This is a genomic window from Brevundimonas lenta (assembly GCF_014196335.1).
Lineage (GTDB): Bacteria > Pseudomonadota > Alphaproteobacteria > Caulobacterales > Caulobacteraceae > Brevundimonas > Brevundimonas lenta.
Map to the genome: position 1 here is coordinate 865,065 of NZ_JACIDM010000002.1, position 18,412 is coordinate 883,476.

General features: G+C 68.6%; 16 protein-coding genes. 11 read left to right on the top strand and 5 right to left on the bottom strand.

Annotated features, from left to right (window positions below; all coding sequences use genetic code 11):
- Positions 1 to 62 precede the first annotated feature (62 nt).
- Entirely contained in the window at positions 63 to 740 is a 678-nt protein-coding gene (locus tag GGR12_RS11895) for a COQ9 family protein (RefSeq protein ID WP_183204601.1), read from the bottom strand.
- A 185-nt stretch (positions 741 to 925) separates the two neighbouring features.
- On the opposite strand from GGR12_RS11895, the gene rpsU reads away from it, so the two are divergent.
- Positions 926 to 1,168, top strand: coding sequence for a 30S ribosomal protein S21 (rpsU, locus tag GGR12_RS11900; protein WP_087120183.1), 243 nt, complete (start codon positions 926 to 928; stop codon positions 1,166 to 1,168).
- Positions 1,169 to 1,393: 225 nt separating this feature from the next.
- On the opposite strand, the gene GGR12_RS11905 is transcribed toward rpsU, so the two are convergent.
- A complete protein-coding gene (locus tag GGR12_RS11905; RefSeq protein ID WP_183204602.1) occupies positions 1,394 to 2,857 on the bottom strand; it encodes an ABC transporter permease in 1,464 nt (487 codons plus the stop codon).
- Positions 2,854 to 3,816: an ABC transporter ATP-binding protein gene (locus GGR12_RS11910; RefSeq protein WP_183204603.1), complete on the bottom strand. Its 963-nt coding sequence runs from the start codon at positions 3,814 to 3,816 to the stop codon at positions 2,854 to 2,856. The genes GGR12_RS11905 and GGR12_RS11910 overlap by 4 nt, the downstream gene beginning before the upstream one ends.
- A 137-nt stretch (positions 3,817 to 3,953) precedes the next feature.
- On the opposite strand from GGR12_RS11910, the gene GGR12_RS11915 reads away from it, so the two are divergent.
- From GGR12_RS11915 to GGR12_RS11950, 8 genes are all read left to right on the top strand, one after another.
- A complete protein-coding gene (locus GGR12_RS11915; RefSeq protein ID WP_183204604.1) occupies positions 3,954 to 5,369 on the top strand; it encodes an ATP-binding protein in 1,416 nt (471 codons plus the stop codon).
- A gap of 137 nt (positions 5,370 to 5,506) precedes the next feature.
- Positions 5,507 to 6,937 (top strand): phosphate ABC transporter permease subunit PstC, encoded by a 1,431-nt coding sequence (pstC, locus tag GGR12_RS11920; protein ID WP_183204605.1) that lies wholly within the window; start codon positions 5,507 to 5,509, stop codon positions 6,935 to 6,937.
- Positions 6,930 to 8,213, top strand: a complete 1,284-nt coding sequence (pstA, locus tag GGR12_RS11925; protein ID WP_183204606.1) for a phosphate ABC transporter permease PstA — start codon at positions 6,930 to 6,932, stop codon at positions 8,211 to 8,213. The genes pstC and pstA overlap by 8 nt, the downstream gene beginning before the upstream one ends.
- A gap of 4 nt (positions 8,214 to 8,217) precedes the next feature.
- Positions 8,218 to 9,084 carry a phosphate ABC transporter ATP-binding protein PstB gene (pstB, locus tag GGR12_RS11930; protein ID WP_183204607.1) on the top strand — a complete coding sequence of 289 codons (867 nt, stop codon included), beginning with the start codon at positions 8,218 to 8,220 and terminating at the stop codon, positions 9,082 to 9,084.
- 12 nt (positions 9,085 to 9,096) lie between these two features.
- Complete coding sequence (gene phoU, locus GGR12_RS11935) at positions 9,097 to 9,807, top strand: phosphate signaling complex protein PhoU (RefSeq protein WP_183204608.1); 711 nt, start codon at positions 9,097 to 9,099, stop codon at positions 9,805 to 9,807.
- Positions 9,808 to 9,836: 29 nt separating this feature from the next.
- Positions 9,837 to 10,526 carry a phosphate regulon transcriptional regulator PhoB gene (phoB, locus tag GGR12_RS11940; RefSeq protein WP_183204609.1) on the top strand — a complete coding sequence of 230 codons (690 nt, stop codon included), beginning with the start codon at positions 9,837 to 9,839 and terminating at the stop codon, positions 10,524 to 10,526.
- 101 nt (positions 10,527 to 10,627) lie between these two features.
- Positions 10,628 to 12,463 carry a gamma-glutamyltransferase family protein gene (locus tag GGR12_RS11945; protein WP_183204610.1) on the top strand — a complete coding sequence of 612 codons (1,836 nt, stop codon included), beginning with the start codon at positions 10,628 to 10,630 and terminating at the stop codon, positions 12,461 to 12,463.
- A complete protein-coding gene (locus GGR12_RS11950; protein WP_183204611.1) occupies positions 12,463 to 12,888 on the top strand; it encodes a hypothetical protein in 426 nt (141 codons plus the stop codon). The genes GGR12_RS11945 and GGR12_RS11950 overlap by 1 nt, the downstream gene beginning before the upstream one ends.
- Here the strand turns inward: GGR12_RS11950 and GGR12_RS11955 are convergent.
- Complete coding sequence (locus tag GGR12_RS11955; RefSeq protein ID WP_183204612.1) at positions 12,885 to 13,868, bottom strand: hypothetical protein; 984 nt, start codon at positions 13,866 to 13,868, stop codon at positions 12,885 to 12,887. The genes GGR12_RS11950 and GGR12_RS11955 overlap by 4 nt on opposite strands.
- Positions 13,869 to 13,930: 62 nt before the next feature.
- Entirely contained in the window at positions 13,931 to 14,851 is a 921-nt protein-coding gene (locus GGR12_RS11960) for an Hsp33 family molecular chaperone (RefSeq protein WP_183204613.1), read from the bottom strand.
- Positions 14,852 to 15,002: 151 nt separating this feature from the next.
- On the opposite strand from GGR12_RS11960, the gene GGR12_RS11965 reads away from it, so the two are divergent.
- Together GGR12_RS11965 and serA are read left to right on the top strand one after the other, a co-directional pair.
- Complete coding sequence (locus GGR12_RS11965) at positions 15,003 to 16,409, top strand: SDR family oxidoreductase (RefSeq protein WP_183204614.1); 1,407 nt, start codon at positions 15,003 to 15,005, stop codon at positions 16,407 to 16,409.
- A 53-nt stretch (positions 16,410 to 16,462) separates the two neighbouring features.
- Positions 16,463 to 18,355, top strand: coding sequence for a phosphoglycerate dehydrogenase (serA, locus tag GGR12_RS16915; RefSeq protein ID WP_183204615.1), 1,893 nt, complete (start codon positions 16,463 to 16,465; stop codon positions 18,353 to 18,355).
- Positions 18,356 to 18,412 lie beyond the last annotated feature (57 nt).

The following is an 18,412-nucleotide window of genomic DNA, read 5'->3' on the forward strand; positions in this document are numbered from 1 at the left end:
TGGGTTCCGGGTCTCCGGCGCGCTGCGCTCGCCTCCGCCCGGAATGACGATAGCGGTAGCCGCTACGCCTCTTTCGCCCCGTACCGCATTCGGCTCAGCACGTCCGTCACCTTGCGCAGCGGGGCATCGAAATCCTTGCCGGCCTTCCATTTCTCGAAGGCCATGACGTTCTCGATGCGGCGCGCGACGAACGCTTCCGCCGCTTCGCGTCCGTCGAACCAGCGCATTGTCAGGGCCGGGACCAGGATGCCCGACAGGATCGCGCGCTTGGAATAGTGGTTCCAGTCCGTCGTCGTGTCGCCGGCCCAGCGCCACAGCAGGTCGGCGGTCTCCCAGGTCAGTTTCAGACCCAGATCGGCGTTGACCGGCAGGGCCAGGAAGGCGGCGCAGCGTTTCGTCGCCTCGATGTGTTCCGCCCCGGCCTCCATGCGGGCCGAGAGAGCCCGGGCGATTCGCTCGCGGATCTTCAGCGACTTCGGATCGACATCAGCGAGGATCGCCATCGCCCGATCATCGTGCCGGCGCGACAGCAGGGCGGCCAGGTCACGGGCCCCGTTGGGCAGCAGCAATTCCTCGTCGCCCTTCGACAGTCCCTTGTCCGCGCAGGCCGCCCGCACCAGCCGGCTGTTCCAGCCCAGCGCTGGCGCACGGGCGATCGCGGCGTCCAGCACCGCCTGCTCCATCTGGTCGGCCCAGTTCCCTTCGGGCTCGCTGTTCGACAGGTGTGGCGCGTCGGTCATAGGTGGAGCATAGGCCCGTCCGGCGGGCGTTTCGAGCCATTACAACTCTGCGCGACGATCTGGACACGGCGGAGCGGCTCGTGTATCAGCGCGCCTTCATCCGCGGACCCCATCCCGGAAGACTATTTTATTTGTTCGCCCGTCTCCCTCACAGGACGCGGCGGGCGGCCAAAGGAGAGTTCAACCTGGTACAGATTTTCGTTCGCGATAATAACGTCGATCAAGCGCTCAAAGCCCTCAAGAAGAAGATGCAGCGCGAAGGCAGCTTCCGTGAAATGAAGCGCCACGTTCATTACGAAAAGCCGTCGGAAAAGCGCGCCCGTCAAAAGGCCGAAGCTGTCCGCCGCGCCCGTAAGCTGGCCCGCAAGCGCGCCCAGCGCGAAGGCCTGCTGCCGGCTCCGAAGCCCCGCGTGCCGGGCGGTCGTTAAGACCCCGCCGCAAGGCTGAACAGATCAAGGGCCGCTCCGGTTTTCCGGAGCGGCCCTTTTCTTATGCGTGACGGGAGCGGCCTGGCTCCCTGTCTCCTCCCTGTTCGCGCAGCGAATGGGGAGGAGGATCGGCGGCGTAGCCGACGAGACGGAGGGGTTCTTTCCGCCTCTCCACCGCTTCGCGGTCCCCCTCCCCATCGCAAGGCGACGGGGAGGAGACGGGGATCAGTTCCCCCCGCCCTTGATCGCCGCGCCGAAGCTCTTCCAGCTCAGCTTCACGTCCGACAGGGCGCCCGCCCGGAACGCGCGGCCCGAGAGCCAGACCATCAGCAGGGCGAAGGCGAACATGCCGGCCATGGCGCCGATCAACTCGATCAGCGGCGGGTTGGAGTGCAGCCGCGCCACCATGAGGAAGGGCGTGAAGAACGGCACCCACGACAGGATCTGGACCAGGGGCGCGTCCGGCGTCTTCATGGTCATCACCATGATCATGATCGGCACCGTCAGGATCATCATGATCGGCCCCATCAGCGTCTGGGCGTCGCGCGGCGTCTCGCAGAAGGCGCCGATGGCCGCGAACAGCACCGCGTACATCAGATAGCCGCCGACCATGAAGGCCGCGAACCAGGCCAGCATGCCGCCCTGGATCAGTATCTCGGCAACCGCCGCCGCATAGTCGGGCTGGAACACCGCCAGTGCGCCGACCCCCATCCCGCCCCACGCCAGCAGCATGGTGAGCGTCAGCATGGCCACGCCCAACACCTTGCCGGTCAGGATTTCGGTCGGAGAGGCCGAGGACAGCAGGACCTCGAGAATCTTGTTCGACTTCTCCTCCATCACGCTGTTCAGCAGGATCGAGGCCCCTGTGATGATCAGCGACCACAGCAGGAAGCCGCCCATGAATCCCATCAGCATGGGCAGACGGTCGCGGAATGACACTTCACCGCCGGTCGAGGCCTTGGGCGAATAGGCGGTGACCTGCGGTCGGAACTGCTCGGACGTGACGATGACCTCCGGCGAGACCCCCGACGCACCGAACACCTCCCTGCGGTTGGCGGATTTGAGCGCGTCACGCACAAAGTCCTCGACGGCGTCGTCATTGGTGCGCGCAGTCCAGACGCGGGCGGCCGGCTTGCCGTCGGCCCGGGTCAGAAAGACGATCGCGCCCACAGTCCGGTCCTTCTTGCCGGCGGACAGATAGGTGCGGGCGGCGTCGTCCCGCGCCTTGCCCGGAGCAGCCGCCAGCACGACCGCGGGCGCCGGCGCCAGGGTGATCGGAGGTTTGGGCTCCCGCCAGGCGGCGGCTGCGATGGGGGCGACACGACGGAGCTCCGCCATACCCGCGTCGAAGCCGTCGCTTTCAGCGATCTCGCGGACGCGATCCGCAGCTTCGGTGCCGGCATCCGGCGTGGTCTGGGTCTCGGCCATGGCGGCCTGGCGCAAGGCATTGGCTCGACGGCGGCTGGTCTCGACCGCCAACGCATCCTGCACCGTGGCGGCCAGGCCGCTGGTGGCGGCGCCGTCCTCGACCAGTGCGACGGCGGGAACCGTCTCGGACGATTTGATCAGGATCGGCACGGCGCCGCCCAGCACCGCGAACAGCGGGAAGGCCAGCAGCGACAGCCAGAATCCGACCGTCATAGCGTAGGCGGCGTATTCACGCCGCGCGATCAGGAACGTGCGGTTCATCGGGCGGCCTCCACGCCGGTCGGCTTCACGGACTGATCCTGATCGGGATTGTCCCCGGTCAGGTCGATGAAGGCGTCATGCAGGCTCGGTTCGCGTAGTTCGAAGCGGCGCACGTCCAAACCGCCGAGGAAGGCGGCCTTCAGGGCGTCCTGGCCCCGGCCGCCCTGCCCCAGCGCGGCCTTCAGCACGCGCACGCCGTCCCGGTCGGACACCAGCTCCACGCCGGTCACGCCCGGCAGGGCCGCACAGGCCGCCGGATCGATGGCGCCTTCCAGCTCCAGGAAGCGCCGCGAGGTCGCGCGCGCCTCGGCCACCGTGCCCTCGAACGCCTTCTGACCCCGCGCCAGCAGCACGACCTTGTCGCACAGCCGCTCGGCGTGCTGCATCACATGGGTCGAGAACAGCACCGTCGCGCCGTCGGCGGCCAGGCCGCGGATCATCTGCTCCAGGCCCTGCTGATTGACCGGGTCGAGGCCGGAGAACGGCTCATCAAGGATCACGAACTCGGGCCGGTGCACCACCGACGAGATCAGCTGGACCTTCTGGGCCATCCCCTTGGACAGCTCCTTCATCTTCTTGCGGCTGGACGCGCCCAGTCCCTGCTCTTCCAGCATCTGGCGGGCGCGCTTGCGGCCCTCGCCCATCGGCAGGCCCTTCAGCGAGCCGAAGAACGCGATCGCGTCGACCGGCGTCATCTTCTTGTAGAGGCCGCGCTCCTCCGGGAGGAAGCCGATGCGGTTGCGCACCCGGCGACCGTCATCGGCGCCGAGGATCTCGATCCGCCCCGACGTCGCGGGCTGCAGGCCCAGGATCATGCGGATGGTTGAGGTCTTGCCCGCGCCGTTCGGCCCCAGGAAGCCGCAGATCGAGCCCTTCTCGACCTGGAAGCTGAGATCCCTCACGGCATGGAAATGGCCGTATCGCTTGTTCACCCCGTCAAGGGTCAGTGCCGCTGTCATGCGCCCTCCGTCGTCCTTCCATGATTGGTATGGATGTAAAGGACGTTTGACAACCCGCCTCTATCGCATCACCGCGCTATTGTCATGAATTCCGTGTCATGTTCGCGGGATACGAGTCGCACCCCCTGGATGCGTGAATGCCTTTCGAAGCCGCCCCTTCCCCTGTGATCCCCTCGGCCGCCTCCCGCCTGTGGACGGCGGGCGCCAGCGCGGGCGTGTCGATCGGGGTGCTGCTGGTGCTCGCTGTGGCCCAGCCCGGCCTTGCGCCATGGCTGCTGGGCGCAGCGGTCGTGGTCGGCGTCGCCACCTGGATGATCAATCGTGGATCCGCGTCGCGAATCCACGGCGGTGCCGGGGTCGCGAGCACGGCCCAGACGATCGACGCGGCCGATCCCCGCCTGCTCGACAGCGCGTTCGAGGCTCTCGCCGACCCGGTTCTGGTGGTCTCCGGCGGCGAGGCCGACGACATCGCGGGCCGCCGCGTCGTGCTGGCCAACGCCGCCGCGCGCGACCTCTTCCGCATCCAGCGCGAAGGCGCCCTGCTGGTCTCGGCGGTGCGCGAGCCGACCGTGCTGGAGGCGGTCGACGAGGCCCTGTTCGGCAATGTCGCGCGGACCACGGACTATTCCGGCGTGGGGGCCCAGACGCGGCACTGGCGGGCCCTGACCCGCCCCCTGCCCACGCCCGAAGGCGACGGCACCTTGGCCCTGCTGGTGCTCCGCGACGAGACGGACGTGCGTCGCATGGAGCTGATGCGCGTCGACTTCCTCGCCAACGCCAGCCACGAGCTGAAGACCCCCCTCGCCTCCCTGACCGGCTTCATCGAGACGCTGAAGGGCCACGCCCGGGACGACCCCAAGGCGCGCGACCGCTTCCTCGACATCATGGCCGTCCAGGCCGACCGCATGAGCCGCCTGGTCTCCGACCTGCTGTCTCTCAGCCGCATCGAACTGAACGAGCATATCCCGCCGGCCGGACGGGTCGATCTGTCGCGGGCCGCCATCGACGTCGTGGACGCCGTCAGCGTGCTGTCGGCCGAGCGCGGCGTCGCCATCCGCTTCGACACCCGCGACCTCTCCGCGCCCGTCCACGGCGACCGGGACGAGATCGTCCAGGTGGTCCAGAACCTGGTCGACAACGCCATCAAATACTCGGCCGCCGGCGACACCGTCGACATCTGCATCAAGCCGGATGTGCCGCTGGAAGAGGCGTCGGCGCCGTGGTCCGGCGGCGCCCGCGAGGGCGGTATGACGCGACTGCCCCTGGTGACGCCCGATCGCGAGCCTGGCCTTCGGTACGCCGCCGTGACCGTGCGCGACCACGGCCCCGGCATGGCCCGCGAAAACCTGCCGCGTCTGACGGAGCGATTCTACCGGGTCGAGGGCCAGAAAAGCGGCGAGCGGTCGGGCACCGGCCTGGGCCTCGCCATTGTCAAACACATCGTCAACCGGCACCGCGGCGGACTGACCGTCGAGAGCGCGCCGGGTCAGGGTTCGGTCTTCACGGCCTACTTCCCGGTGGCGCAAGCCAGGGCCGCCCAGGCGGAACTGTGACGCCTGCGTTGCAGGGGGCCTGACGCCGTAACAGAACTGTCACGTCGCCGTCTTAATCCGCTGACCATTCGAGGGCAGTTTCCGCCGCGGGGCAAACCGGGTGACCGGACCGTCCCGATTCTCCCTCCCGGACGCCCATGACCTGGCTTTTCCTGCCGATCCTGATCGCCGCAGCCGTCGCCGCATTCCTCGGCGGGCGAGCGCTGGCGCGTCGGCGCTCCGAAGGCCAGCGCGCCCATTCACGCCCCGGCCAGCATGGCGCCTATGCACTGATCTGGACCGCCGTTCCGGCCCTTATCGTCCTGATCGCCGCCTCGGTGTTCTCGCCACAGGTCGAGCGCCAGCTGATGGCCTCCGGCGCGCCCGAAGCGGTGCAGCAGTTGGAGCATTTCCGGCGTGAAGCCTTCTACGCCGACGCCCGCGCCGTCGGCGCCGGCCATCAGACCGCGCAAATCTGGCCCGCCCCCTACGCCGAACTCCTGCCCGCAGAAGGCCAGCGCGCCCACCGCATCAGCCTGATGCTGTCGCTCGGCGGAATCGTCGCCGCCGCCCTCGCCGCCCTGCTGGGCGCCCTGTTCGTCTTCAGCCAGATCCGCCCCGGCATGCGTGCGCGCAATCGCGTCGAGGGCTGGATCGTCGGCGCCCTGTTCGCCTGTTCGGCCGTCGCGGTCCTGACCACCATCGGCATCGTCGCCTCCCTGGTCTACGACTCGATCCGCTTCTTCCATTCGGTGCCGATCACCGAGTTCCTCTTCGGAACCCAGTGGAGCCCGCAGACCGCGATCCGCGCCGACCAGATCGGCTCCTCGGGCGCCTTCGGGGCCCTGCCGCTGTTCACCGGCACCTTCCTGATCATGCTCATCGCCATGTGCGTGGCCGCGCCGGTCGGGCTGTTCTCGGCCATCTACCTGTCGGAGTACGCGGGACCGGTGTTCCGGGCGACGGTGAAGCCGGTCCTCGAAATCCTCGCCGGCGTCCCGACCGTGGTCTACGGCTTCTTCGCCGCCCTGACCGTCGGCCCGGCGTTGCGGACCTTCTTCAACACCATCGGCAGCTGGATGGTCGGCGGTCCCCTGGACGGCCTCGGCCAGTATCTGATGCTGGTCCAGAACCAGATGGCCCTCGTCGCGGGCGGCGTGATGGGCATCATGCTGATCCCCTTCGTCAGCTCCCTGTCCGACGACATCATCAACGCCGTGCCCCAGTCGCTGCGCGACGGCTCCTACGCCATGGGCGCGACGAAGTCCGAAACCGTGAAGCGCGTGCTGCTGCCCGCCGCCCTGCCGGGCGTCTCCGGCGCCATGCTGCTGGCGATGTCGCGGGCCATCGGCGAGACCATGATCGTGACCATGGCCGCCGGCTTGGCTGCGAAGTTGACCCTGAACCCGCTCGAGACCGTCACCACCGTCACGGTGCAGATCGTCACCCTGCTGACCGGCGACCAGGAGTTCGACAGTCCCAAGACGCTGGCCGCCTTCGGCCTCGGCCTGACCCTCTTCCTCGTGACCCTGCTGCTGAACATCGTGGCCCAGCGCATCGTCCAGACCTACCGGCAGCAATATGACTGACGCCGCCGCCAACTCCCCCCGCATCGACCGCCTGCGCGCGGGCCTGAAGAAGCGCTACGCCCGCGAGAAGCGCTTCCGCGCCTATGGCCTGCTCGCCATCGCCATCGCGGTCGGCTTCCTGGTCCTGCTGCTCGGACGCATCGTCGAGCAGGGCCACACCGCCTTCTACGCCCACACCGTCACCGTGCCGGTCTACATGGACCCCGCCCGCATCGACCGCGGCTATCCGCAAGGCACCAATTTCGAGCAACTGGTCGCCGAGCAGCAGCTGGCGCGCATGGGCGTCCAGGACGACGCGGCCGGCACCAAGGCCACCGCCATGCGGGGCCTGTTCTCGTCGGAACTGAAATACCTCGCGGCGGATCGCGTGGCCAGGCAGCCCGGCCTGATCGGCCAGACCGTCACCATCGCCGCCCCGGCCTCCGACGACGCCGACCTGTTCTTCAAGGGCAAGGTGTCGCGCGACACGCCCGCCGACCAGCGCCGCCTCTCGGATCAGCAAATCCAGTGGCTGGACCAGATGAAGGCCGACGGCCACGTCTCGGCCCACTTCAACAGCGGCCTGTTCACCCGCGGCGACTCCACCGAGCCCGAACTCGCCGGCGTGCTGGGCGCGGTCATCGGCTCCGCGCTGATGCTTCTGGTCACCGCCCTGATCGCCATTCCGCTGGGCGTCGGCGCGGCCCTGTACCTCGAAGAGTTCGCGCCCAAGGGCAAGCTGACCGACCTGATCGAGGTCAATATCAACAACCTGGCCGCGGTGCCGTCGATCATCTACGGCCTGCTGGGCCTGGCGCTGTTCATCAACTGGATGCACCTGCCCCGCGCCAGCCCGCTGGTCGGCGGCCTCGTGCTGGCCCTGATGGCCCTGCCGACCATCATCATCGCCACCCGCTCCTCGCTGAAGGCGGTGCCGCCCTCGATCCGCGAGGCCGCGCTGGCCATGGGCGCCTCGAAGACCCAGACGGTTTTCCAGCACACCCTGCCGCTGGCCATGCCCGGCGTGATGACCGGCGCCATCATCTCGATGGCCCACGCGCTGGGCGAGACCGCCCCGCTCCTCCTCATCGGCATGGTCAGCTTCGTGCCCGGCCTGCCCCACAGCCTGGTCGAGCCGACCGGCGCCCTGCCCTCGCTCGTCTACATCTGGGAGAACGCGTCCGAACGCGCCTTCCACGAGCGTACGGCCGCCGCCATCCTGGTTCTGCTCGCCTTCATGATCGTGATGAACGCCGCCGCCATCCTGCTGCGCCGGCGCTTCGAACGCCGGTGGTAAGACAATGAAGTTCAAACTTTTCCGCGCACCGGACGGCAGCCAGGGCGGCGGTTCCGCCCCCGAAGCGCCCGTCATCTCGACGCCCGTCGTCACCCATGGCGCCGGCCCCGTCGGCCCGACCAAGATTTCGGCGCGCGACGTCTCCGTCTTCTACGGCGACAAACAGGCCCTCTACGACGTCTCGCTTGAGATTCCGGACAAGACCGTCACCGCCCTGATCGGCCCGTCGGGCTGCGGCAAGTCGACCTTCCTGCGGACCATGAACCGCATGAACGACACCATCTCGCACTGCCGTGTCACCGGCCGCATCGAGATGGACGGCGAGGACATCAACGCGAAGTCCGTCGACCCGGTGCTGCTGCGCGCCCGCGTCGGCATGGTGTTCCAGAAGCCGAACCCCTTCCCCAAGACGATCTACGAAAACGTCGCCTACGGCCCCCGCATCCACGGCCTCGCCTCTTCGAAGGGCGAGCTGGACGACATCGTCCAGATCTCGCTGAAGCGCGCCGGTCTCTGGGAAGAGGTCTCCGACCGCCTGCACTCGCCCGGCACCGGCCTTTCGGGCGGTCAGCAGCAGCGTCTGGTCATCGCCCGCGCCATCGCCGTCGAGCCTGAAGTGATCCTGATGGACGAGCCCTGCTCGGCCCTGGACCCCATCGCCACGGCCAAGATCGAGGAGCTGATCGACGAGCTGCGCGAGCGCTACTGCATCGTCATCGTCACCCACTCGATGGCCCAGGCCGCCCGCGTATCGCAGCGCACCGCCTTCTTCCACCTCGGCCGTCTGGTCGAGACCGGGCCGACCGAAGAGATCTTCACCAATCCCCGCGAGCGCCGCACGCTCGACTACATCACCGGCCGCTTCGGCTAGAGTGTCCCTGAAATGAACCAGCACACCGTCAAGGCCTACGGGGACGAGCTGAACCAGCTCACCGCCGAGGTCGCGCGTATGGGCGGTCTGGCCGAAGCCCAGGTCGCCGACGCCGTCGAATCCGTCGCCCGTCGCGATGTGGCCCTGGCCCGCGCCGTGATCGAGCGCGACGCCCGCCTCGACGGCATGCATCGCGATATCGAGAAGAAGGCCATACGCCTGATCGCCCTGCGCCAGCCGGTCGCCTCCGACCTGCGCCGCACCCTCGCGGCGATGAAGCTGGCAGTGGATCTGGAGCGCACCGGCGACCTCGCCAAGAACATCTCCAAGCGCGCCCTCATCCTCGCCGAGGGCGAGCCGATGCAGCCCCTGACGCGTTCGATCGAGCGCATGGGCAAGCTGGTGTCGATGCGCCTGCGCGACGTGCTGGACGCCTACGCCGTCGGCGAGGTCGACCGCGCCATCGCCGTCTGGAACACCGATGACGAGGTCGATGAGCACTACAACGCCCTGTTCCGCGAACTGCTGACCTACATGATGGGCGACCCGCGGACGATCACGGCCTGCACCCACCTGCTGTTCATGGCCAAGAACCTCGAACGCATCGGCGACCACGCGACCAACATCGCCGAGACCATCCACTACGAGATCACCGGGCTTGAGTTCACGGGCGAGCGCCCGCGCTGGAACCCCGACCCTGACCTCGACACCCCTGCCGCCTGAGACCCTCGAGCAAGACCGGAGAGCCTGACGTGCAACCCTATGTTCTGGTGATGGAAGACGAGGACGCGCTGGCCACGCTGCTGTCCTACAATCTCGAGAAGGAAGGCTATCGCGTCGTCGTCGCCTCCGACGGCGAGGAAGGCATGCTCCAGGTCGACGAACGCCTGCCGGACCTGGTGCTGCTGGACTGGATGCTGCCCAAGCTGTCGGGCATCGAGGTCTGCCGCCGTATCCGCGGCCGGGCCGAGACCCGCAACCTGCCGATTATCATGCTGACCGCCCGCGGCGAGGAATCGGACCGCGTCCGCGGCCTCGACACCGGCGCAGACGACTATCTGACCAAGCCCTTCTCGATGACCGAGCTGACGGCCCGCATCCGCGCCGTCCTGCGCCGCATCCGTCCGGGCTTGGCCGACGACCGCATCAACCACGGCGACATCGTCATCGACCGCGTCGCCCACCGCGTCCGCCGCGCCGGCCTCGAGATTCACCTCGGGCCCACCGAATTCCGCCTCCTCGACCACTTCATGCAGCACCCGGGCCGGGTCTTCAGCCGCGAGCAGCTGCTGGACGCCGTCTGGGGCTCCGACGTCTACGTCGAGGCCCGCACCGTCGACGTCCACGTCGGCCGTCTGCGCAAGGCCCTGAACGTCGAAGGCACGATCAACCCGATCCGCACGGTGCGCTCGGCGGGCTATTCGCTGGATCTGGGGGGCTGAAGCCCTTCGTCTCCCCTTGAGGGAGAAGGACTGCCGACGGACAGCCTTCACAGCCGCGTTAGACCCGCTAGGGTCCCCCGCACATTTCGTGGAGTCTGCCGATGCGTCGCCGCACCTTCCTGTCGACCTTGCCTGCGGGCGCGCTCCTTGCGGGCGCCGGCGTCGCAAACGCTGCGCCGTCCGCGCCCCAGTCGACAGGCGGCGCCGCCCCTGCCCCCGCCCGCCCGGCCGATCCCTTCGCCGGCATCGGCATCGGCGATCGCGTCACGGGTCCGAAATTCGTCGGCCGCTCGACGGTGTGGGGCGCGCACGGCGCCGCCGCCACGGCCCATCCGCGCGCGACCCTGGTCGGCATCGACACCCTGCGGCGCGGCGGTTCGGCGATCGATGCGGCCATCGCCATCAATGCGGCGCTCGGTTTCCTGGAGCCCACCGCCAACGGCATTGGCGGCGACGCCTTCTGCATGCTGTGGGACCCGGCCCAGCGGAAGGTCGTCGGCTTCAACGGCTCGGGGAACAGCCCCCGCGGCCTGTCGCTGGAGACAGCCCGTTCGAAAGCGCGCGAGGGTTATCTGCCTTCCTACGGCGCGGTCACGGTCAACGTCCCCGGCACCGTCGACGCCTGGTGGAGCGCCCACCAGCGCTATGGCAAGCTGCCGTGGAAGGACGTTCTGCTGCCGGTCGCCGAGCTGTGCGAGGAAGGCGTGCCGATCCCGCAGGTCATCGCCTGGTATCTCGAGCGCAACATGGCCGGCTTCGACCGCCAGTCGGCGACGATCGAGGAGAACGACAACCGCAAGAAGGTCTACGCCCCCGGCGGCGCGACACCCAAGGTCGGCCAGATGTTCGCCAATCCGGCGCTGGGCCGCACCCTGCGCCTGATCGCCGAGCACGGCCGCGACGCCTTCTATGACGGCCCCATCGCCGATGCGATCGAGGGCTACTTCAAGCGCATCGGCGGCTGGATGACCCGCGCCGACCTGGCTGCCCACCGCACCGAATGGGTCGAGCCGATCCAGACCAACTATCGCGGCGTCGACGTCTACGGCCTCGGCCCGAACACCCAGGGCCTGTCGACCAACCAGATCCTCAACATCTGCGAACAGTTCGACCTCAAGTCGATGGGCTTCCAGTCCGCCGCCTCGATCCACCACCAGGCCGAGGCCAAGCGCCTGGCCTTCGAGGACCGGGCGAAATGGTTCGCCGACGACCGCTTCAGCCAGACCCCGGTCGCGTGGCTGAACTCCAAGGAATACGCCCGCCAGCGCGCCGCCCTGATCCGTCCGGACCGCGTCATGGACCGCGCCTTCCCCGGCGACGCCCCGACCCAGGGCGACACCACCTATTTCAGCGTCGCCGACAAGGACGGCATGATGGTCAGCTGGATCCAGTCCAACTACCGCGGCATGGGCTCGGGCCTGACCCCCGACGACGGCCAGGGCGGCACGCTGGGCTTCATGTTCCAGAACCGCGGCGAGCTGTTCGCCCTGACCGACGGTCATCCGAACGTTTACGCCCCGGGCAAGCGGCCCTTCCACACCATCATTCCGGGCTTCGCCTGCAAGGACGGCAATCCGTGGATGGCCTTCGGCGTCATGGGCGGCGGCATGCAGCCCCAGGGCCAGGCCCAGATCATCATCAACATGGTCGACTACGGCCTCGACCCGCAGGAAGCCGGCGACGCGCCGCGCTGGCAGCACGAGGGCTCGTCCGAACCGACCGGCCAGCTGGCCGAGGGCGTCGGCGAACTGTTCCTCGAAACCGGCGTTCCGGCGGCCTCAAAGGCCCAGCTGGAAGCCATGGGCTGGGTCCTGCGCGGCCCCAACGGCGGCTTCGGCGGCTATCAGAACGTCATGATGCAGCAGAACCCGGGCGGCCGCTGGACCTACGGTGCGGCCACCGAGATGCGCAAGGACGGCATCGCGCTGGCGTACTGATGACGAAGCTGGTGGACCTCTCCGGCCGCTGGACGGGGGTGTATTTCTATCCCTTCGACCCGATTGAGAACCCATTCGACGACCTCCCGCCGGTCCCGTTCACGGCGGAGCTGAGCGATGTCGCCGGAGCAGTGTCAGGTACGGCGGCCGAGCCGGACCTGCTCTACGACGCCGCCGCCGTCATCCCGTCCATCATCGACGGCTGGCACGACGGGCGCACCCTGCGGTTCGTCAAGTTCAGCGAGGCGGCCGAAGGCTTCGAGCATCCGATCCACTATGACGGCGCGATCTCCAGCGACGGCCTGTCGGTCGACGGCCACTGGAGCATTCCCAGCGCCTGGTCGGGGACTTTCCAAATGCAGCGCCGGGCCGCGCCTGCGGCGGCGTCGATCAAGCAATCCGCCATCGCCGACGGCCGACCCTAGCGAAGCGCCCGGGCGATCAGCTCGTCCGCCGTCACCCCGTCCGGACCAAAGGCCAGTCGCGGCCAGTCGGGGGTCAGGCGTTCCAGCGCCAGCATGATCCCCAGACCCTCGTCCTGGCTCCAGTGCGTGCCGCCGCCGCGGATGAAGGCGGTGGCGTCGTCCGGCGACAGCCGCCCGCCCTCCGGATGGGTCAGCCACGCCCAGGCGGCCCAGTTGCCTGACCCTTCCATGGTCAGGAAGATGTCGTCGGCCTCGGCGTACAGCCTGTCCTCGCCGGTGAACCACCGGTCCCGGCGCGCCGTCATCCGGCGATCGGCCGCCTGCAGCAGGTCCCTCGCCTGGGCGGCGTCCCCCGCCTGCGCCGCCTGGTAGAACAGGTCCCGCTCGGCGACATAGGCGGCGGTATAGCCTTCGCGCGCGGCGAACCGGTCCTGCACCACGTCGTCATTGGCGTCTTCCGGCAGACCACGCGTCAGCAGGTCATCGATCCGCTCGCCCAGGCCTTCGCCCTGCTGGGTGTGCGCGAACTCATGCATGAACACGACCATCGACAGCAGCCGGGCGTCCCGCGGCTCCGACGCGTCCGCCCGCCACAGCGACGGCAGGGCCATGATGAAGAACATCTCGCCGTTCGAGATCGGCGCCGCGAACGCCAGCCGCTGCGCCGGGACGGTGTTCCCGTCCGGCAAGCCGATCCGCCCGTCGTGCGGCCTGCCGCCGGTGCGGTAGCGTCGTGCGCCGACCCGAAAATCGCCCCGCCGGTCAGGCGTCAGCGTGTAGGCGCAACTCTGGTCGAACAGGGTGATGACCGGCGTCACCGGCCGCTCAAGCCGCAACCGCTCGCGATCCAGCCGGTCCCACGACGCCAGCGCCTCTGCCGTCCATTGGCGAGGCTCGCCCTCGAAGCGGCACTGGGGCGCCGCGGGCGTGGTCGCCGGAGCTGTCAGCAGGGCGAAGGCGGAAAGCAGTGCGGTGATCATGGACGCATTGAATGTCCGGACCACCGCCAAGGTTCAAATGAACTCGCCCTCAGGATGCGGCGCTATTCCGCCGCGATCTCTTCCGGCTCCAGCTCATAGACCGTCGCGCAGTACTCGCAGGTCACGCGGATCTTGCCGTCGTCCTCGACCATGCCGGCCCGTTCCTCGGGACTGAACGAGCCCAGCACGGCCCCGATCCGGTCCTTCGAGCAGCGGCATTGGGCCAGCAGGGCGCGGGCGTCCTCCAGCCGCACGCCGTCCTCGTGGAACAGGCGGAACAGCAGGGTTTCCGGGGTGATCGTCGGGTCCAGAAGTTCGTCGTCCGCCAGCGTCTGGAACAGCGCCCGCGTGCGGTCCCAGACCTCCTCGGTCGAGCCGCGCGCATCATCGCCCGCGATCAGCTGGATCAGCGCGCCGCCCGCCCTCCAGGCCGTCCCGGCGTCGGTCGTGACCGATCCCACGGCCAGGCGCACCTTGGTCGGCACCTGTTCGGACTGCTGGAAATAGTGCTCGGCGGCCAGCGACAGCGACTCGCCCTCGATCGGAGTGATGCCCTGGGTGCGCTCGAAGTCCGGACCGCGATCCAGCGTCATCACGAACACGCCCTGCCCCAGCAGCGTCTTCGCGCCCGGGCGGGTGAAGCCTTGCGACGCGGCCTCGACCTCGTCCGGATCGAAGCGGCAATAGCCGCGCAGATGGCCCTCGGTGTCGTAATCGGCCACGACATAGCGCACCGGCCCGTCACCCTGCGCCTGCACGATCAGACGGCCGTCGAACTTCAGGCTCGAGCCGACCAGGGCCGCCAGCGCACAGGCCTCGCCCAGCAGCGCGGCGACCGGCTCGGGGTAGGCGTGGGCGGACAGAATGGCGTCGATCGTCTCGCCCAGACGAACCAGACGGCCACGCACGGGCCAGCCTTCGATCTGGAAGGCGGCGGCGAGATCGTCGGAAGGCGCGGAATGAATATGCGCGTGATCGGTCACGGGCTGTCCTCGAAAAGGCCGATGTTCGGAAGCGCCGCTAGATAGGCGTCCGTATCGCGAATGATAAGGCCTGCGTGCTAGAGGCAGGAACGAACGGAGTTCCGACCCCGTTTCGAAAGGCCAGATTTCAGCGCATCGAACCGGCGATTTCATGACCAGAGCGACCCTCAAGCCCCTGAGAAACCAGTCCATCGTCATCACCGGCGCCACGTCGGGCATCGGACTGGCCGTCGCCCGTCGCGCCGCCCGGGCCGGCGCCTGCGTCTTCCTGATCGCGCGTGGCGAAAGCGACCTGAAAGCCCTGTGCGAGGAGCTACAGGCCACCGGCGCGCGCGCGGCCTGGGCCGTGGCCGACGTCGCCGACTACGACGCCCTGGTCGAGGCGGCCGAAAAATGCCGCCGCCTGTTCGGCGGCTTCGACACCTGGGTGAACAACGCCGGCGTGTCGATCTTCGGCGTCATCCGCGACACCACCCTGGAGGATCAGCGCCGCCTGTTCGAAACCAACTACTGGGGCGTGGTCAACGGCTCTCTGGTGGCGGCAGAACGCCTGCGCGAACGGCCTTACGGCGGCGCCATCATCAACGTCGGCTCGACGCTGTCGGACGCCCCCATGCCCGTGCAGGGTGTCTATTCCGCCTCCAAACACGCCGTGAAGGGCTTCACCAACGCGCTGCGTATGGAGCTGATCAACGACGGCGCGCCGATCTCGGTCAGCCTCGTCAAACCGGCCGCGGTCGACAGCCCCTACAGCAAGCACGCCCGCAACCTGACGGGCCAGGCGGTGCAGAACCCGCAGCCGGTCTACGCCACCCACGTCGTCGCCGACACCATCCTGTACTGCGCCAGCCACGCCATCCGCGAAATCACCGTGGGCGGCGGCGGCCGGCTGGTAGCCAGCTTCTACGCCGCCCTGCCCGGCGTCGCGGAACCACTCTTCGCCCGGTTCGCTCCTGTTCTCATGCGGGACAAACGTTCCGCTTATGAGCCGTACGACGACGGGCTGTACGACCCGACCGAAGACGGCCTCGATGAAGAGGTCTACTACCCGATGGTTCGACAGTTCTCCGCCCTGGCCGAAGTCCGCAAACATCCCGGCATCACCGCCGGCGTCATCGCGATACTGGCCGGCGTGGGCCTCGCCACCCTGCTGCTGAACCAGCGCACCGGCCCGACCCGCCTGCAGAGCCTGCGCGACCGCTTCGATCCGCGCGGTTGGGTGGATACCGACGCCCTGCGCGGCCGCTGGGATGATCTCGCCGAAAGCATGCGGCACGGCCTGCACGATGTCGGCGAACACGCCGCCGACCTGCGCGACGACGCCCGCCACCGCTCCGAGCGCTTCCTGCACGACGCCAAATATGCGTCCCGCAAAGCCCTGAAGAAGCACAAGAAGACCGCTGGCCGCTATGCGCACGACGCCGGCGACTATGCCCGCGGCCACGCGAAGGAGGCCGGTGCGCTGCTGGCGCTTGCGACCATCGCCGCCGCCGTCGGCGCCGCGGCGCTCGACGCCCGCCGCCCGGACAGCAAGCTGCGCGCCCTCGGAAAATTCTGAGGCCATAGTCTCCGGCCATTGCTGCACCTGCGAACGTCAGCCAGGGTCGTCGCATGGCTGATGCGGCGACCTTCGTCTTCGATTTCGATTCCACACTCGTCCGCATCGAGACGCTCGAGGCGCTGGCCGATCTCGCCCTCGCCGGCTGCCCGGACGCCGCCTCGATCCGCACGCAGATCGGCCGGCTGACCGACCAGGCCATGGCGGGCGAGCTCGATTTCGGCGAGGCCCTGCGCCGTCGCCTGGCCCTGCTGCCCCTGACCCGCGAGCACGTCGCGACGCTGGCGGCCCGCATCCTCGATGAAGGCACGCCCTCCGTGCGGCGGAACCTCGCCTTCTTCCGCGACAACCCCGGCCGCATCGTCATCGTCTCCGGCGGTTTCCGCGAGATCATCGCGCCGGTCGCCGAACGGCTGGGCGTCTCCCCGGACCGGGTGCTGTGCAACGACCTGACCTATGACGCCTCCGGGCGGGTAACCGGCGTCGACGGGACCAATCCGCTGTCACGCGCCGGCGGCAAGGCCGAGGCCATCCGCGGTCTCAACCTGACTGGCCCCATCGTCATGATCGGCGACGGCTGGACCGATGCGGAGGTCAAGCTGGCCGGCGCCGCCGATCGCTTCTACGCCTTCACCGAGGTCGTCCGCCGCGAGCCCGTCGTCGCCGCCGCCGACGCCGAGGTCGCCTCGATGGACGAACTGCTCCATGCCGAGGGACTGACGGGTCGCTGGTCCTACCCGCGCAGCCGCATGAAGATCCTGCTGCTCGAAAACGTCCACCCGGCCGCCGTCGAACGGCTGGAGGACGCCGGCTACACGGTCGACACCGTCAAGGGCGCGCTGGACGAGGACGAGCTCATCGCCCGCATCCGCGGCGTCCACGTCCTCGGCGTTCGCTCCAAGACCCAGGTCAGCGCCCGGGTGCTGGACGCCGCCGACCGGCTGATGGCCGTGGCCGCCTTCTGCATCGGCACCAACCAGATCGACCTCGCCGCCGCCGCCGACCGGGGCGTCGCGGTGTTCAACGCCCCCTACTCCAACACCCGCTCGGTCGTGGAACTGGCGGTCGGCGTGATGATCGCCCTGATGCGCGACGTCACCGACAAGTCGGCCGCCATGCACCGCGGCGAATGGAACAAGTCGGCCACCGGCTCTCGCGAGCTGCGCGGCAAGACCCTCGGCATCGTCGGCTACGGCGCCATCGGCTCGCAGCTGTCAGTGCTGGCCGAGTCGCTGGGCATGCGCGTGGTCTTCCACGACCTGACCGAGCGGCTGGCGCTGGGCAACGCGCGTCGCCTGCCTTCGCTGGACGTCCTGCTCGCCGAAAGCGACGTGGTCAGCCTGCATGTCGACGGCCGGGTCGAGAACACCGCCATCATCGGCGCCGCGCAGCTGGCCCGCATGAAGGAAGGCGCCCTGCTGCTGAACCTGTCGCGCGGGCACATCGTCGATGTCGGCGCCCTGTCGCAGGCTCTGGGCTCCGGCCGCATCGGCGGCGCGGCCGTCGATGTCTTCCCCGAAGAGCCGGCCACCAACGCCGATCCGTTCGACAGCCCGCTGCGCGGATTGAAGAACGTCATTCTGACCCCGCACATCGGCGGCTCGACCGAAGAAGCCCAGGAAGCCATCGGCGAATTCGCCGCCGACCGCCTGCTCGCCTACCTGAACCGGGGCGACACCACCTTCTGCGTCAACCTGCCGAACGTGCAGCTGGCCGAAGTCTCCGGCGCCCACCGCATCCTTCACATCCACCGCAATCAGCCCGGCGTCCTCGCCGACCTCAACAGGGCCCTGGCCGCGGCGGGACTGAACATTCTGGGCCAGCATCTGAAGACCGACGAACGCACCGGCTACGTCATTACAGACGTCGATCGCGACTATGATCCGCAAGCTCTGGACGGTCTGAAGACTGTGGCAGGGACGCTGCGCTTCCGCCTCCTCTACTGAAAGCTTACCTCGCGGCATCTTGCATGCCCGCGAAACGGGCGCAGACTACCCGTAACG

Excerpts from the sequence above, each read along its gene's own strand:
- pstA (WP_183204606.1), top strand. The coding sequence starts at position 6,930 with ATGACTGACGCCGCCGCCAACTCCCCCCGCATCGACCGCCTGCGCGCG.
- serA (WP_183204615.1), top strand. The coding sequence starts at position 16,463 with ATGGCTGATGCGGCGACCTTCGTCTTCGATTTCGATTCCACACTCGTC.
- GGR12_RS11950 (WP_183204611.1), top strand. The coding sequence starts at position 12,463 with ATGACGAAGCTGGTGGACCTCTCCGGCCGCTGGACGGGGGTGTATTTC.
- GGR12_RS11910 (WP_183204603.1), bottom strand. The coding sequence starts at position 3,816 with ATGACAGCGGCACTGACCCTTGACGGGGTGAACAAGCGATACGGCCAT.
- GGR12_RS11915 (WP_183204604.1), top strand. The coding sequence starts at position 3,954 with ATGCCTTTCGAAGCCGCCCCTTCCCCTGTGATCCCCTCGGCCGCCTCC.
- GGR12_RS11955 (WP_183204612.1), bottom strand. The coding sequence starts at position 13,868 with ATGATCACCGCACTGCTTTCCGCCTTCGCCCTGCTGACAGCTCCGGCG.
- pstB (WP_183204607.1), top strand. The coding sequence starts at position 8,218 with ATGAAGTTCAAACTTTTCCGCGCACCGGACGGCAGCCAGGGCGGCGGT.
- pstC (WP_183204605.1), top strand. The coding sequence starts at position 5,507 with ATGACCTGGCTTTTCCTGCCGATCCTGATCGCCGCAGCCGTCGCCGCA.
- GGR12_RS11945 (WP_183204610.1), top strand. The coding sequence starts at position 10,628 with ATGCGTCGCCGCACCTTCCTGTCGACCTTGCCTGCGGGCGCGCTCCTT.
- GGR12_RS11895 (WP_183204601.1), bottom strand. The coding sequence starts at position 740 with ATGACCGACGCGCCACACCTGTCGAACAGCGAGCCCGAAGGGAACTGG.
- GGR12_RS11905 (WP_183204602.1), bottom strand. The coding sequence starts at position 2,857 with ATGAACCGCACGTTCCTGATCGCGCGGCGTGAATACGCCGCCTACGCT.
- GGR12_RS11965 (WP_183204614.1), top strand. The coding sequence starts at position 15,003 with ATGACCAGAGCGACCCTCAAGCCCCTGAGAAACCAGTCCATCGTCATC.
- phoU (WP_183204608.1), top strand. The coding sequence starts at position 9,097 with ATGAACCAGCACACCGTCAAGGCCTACGGGGACGAGCTGAACCAGCTC.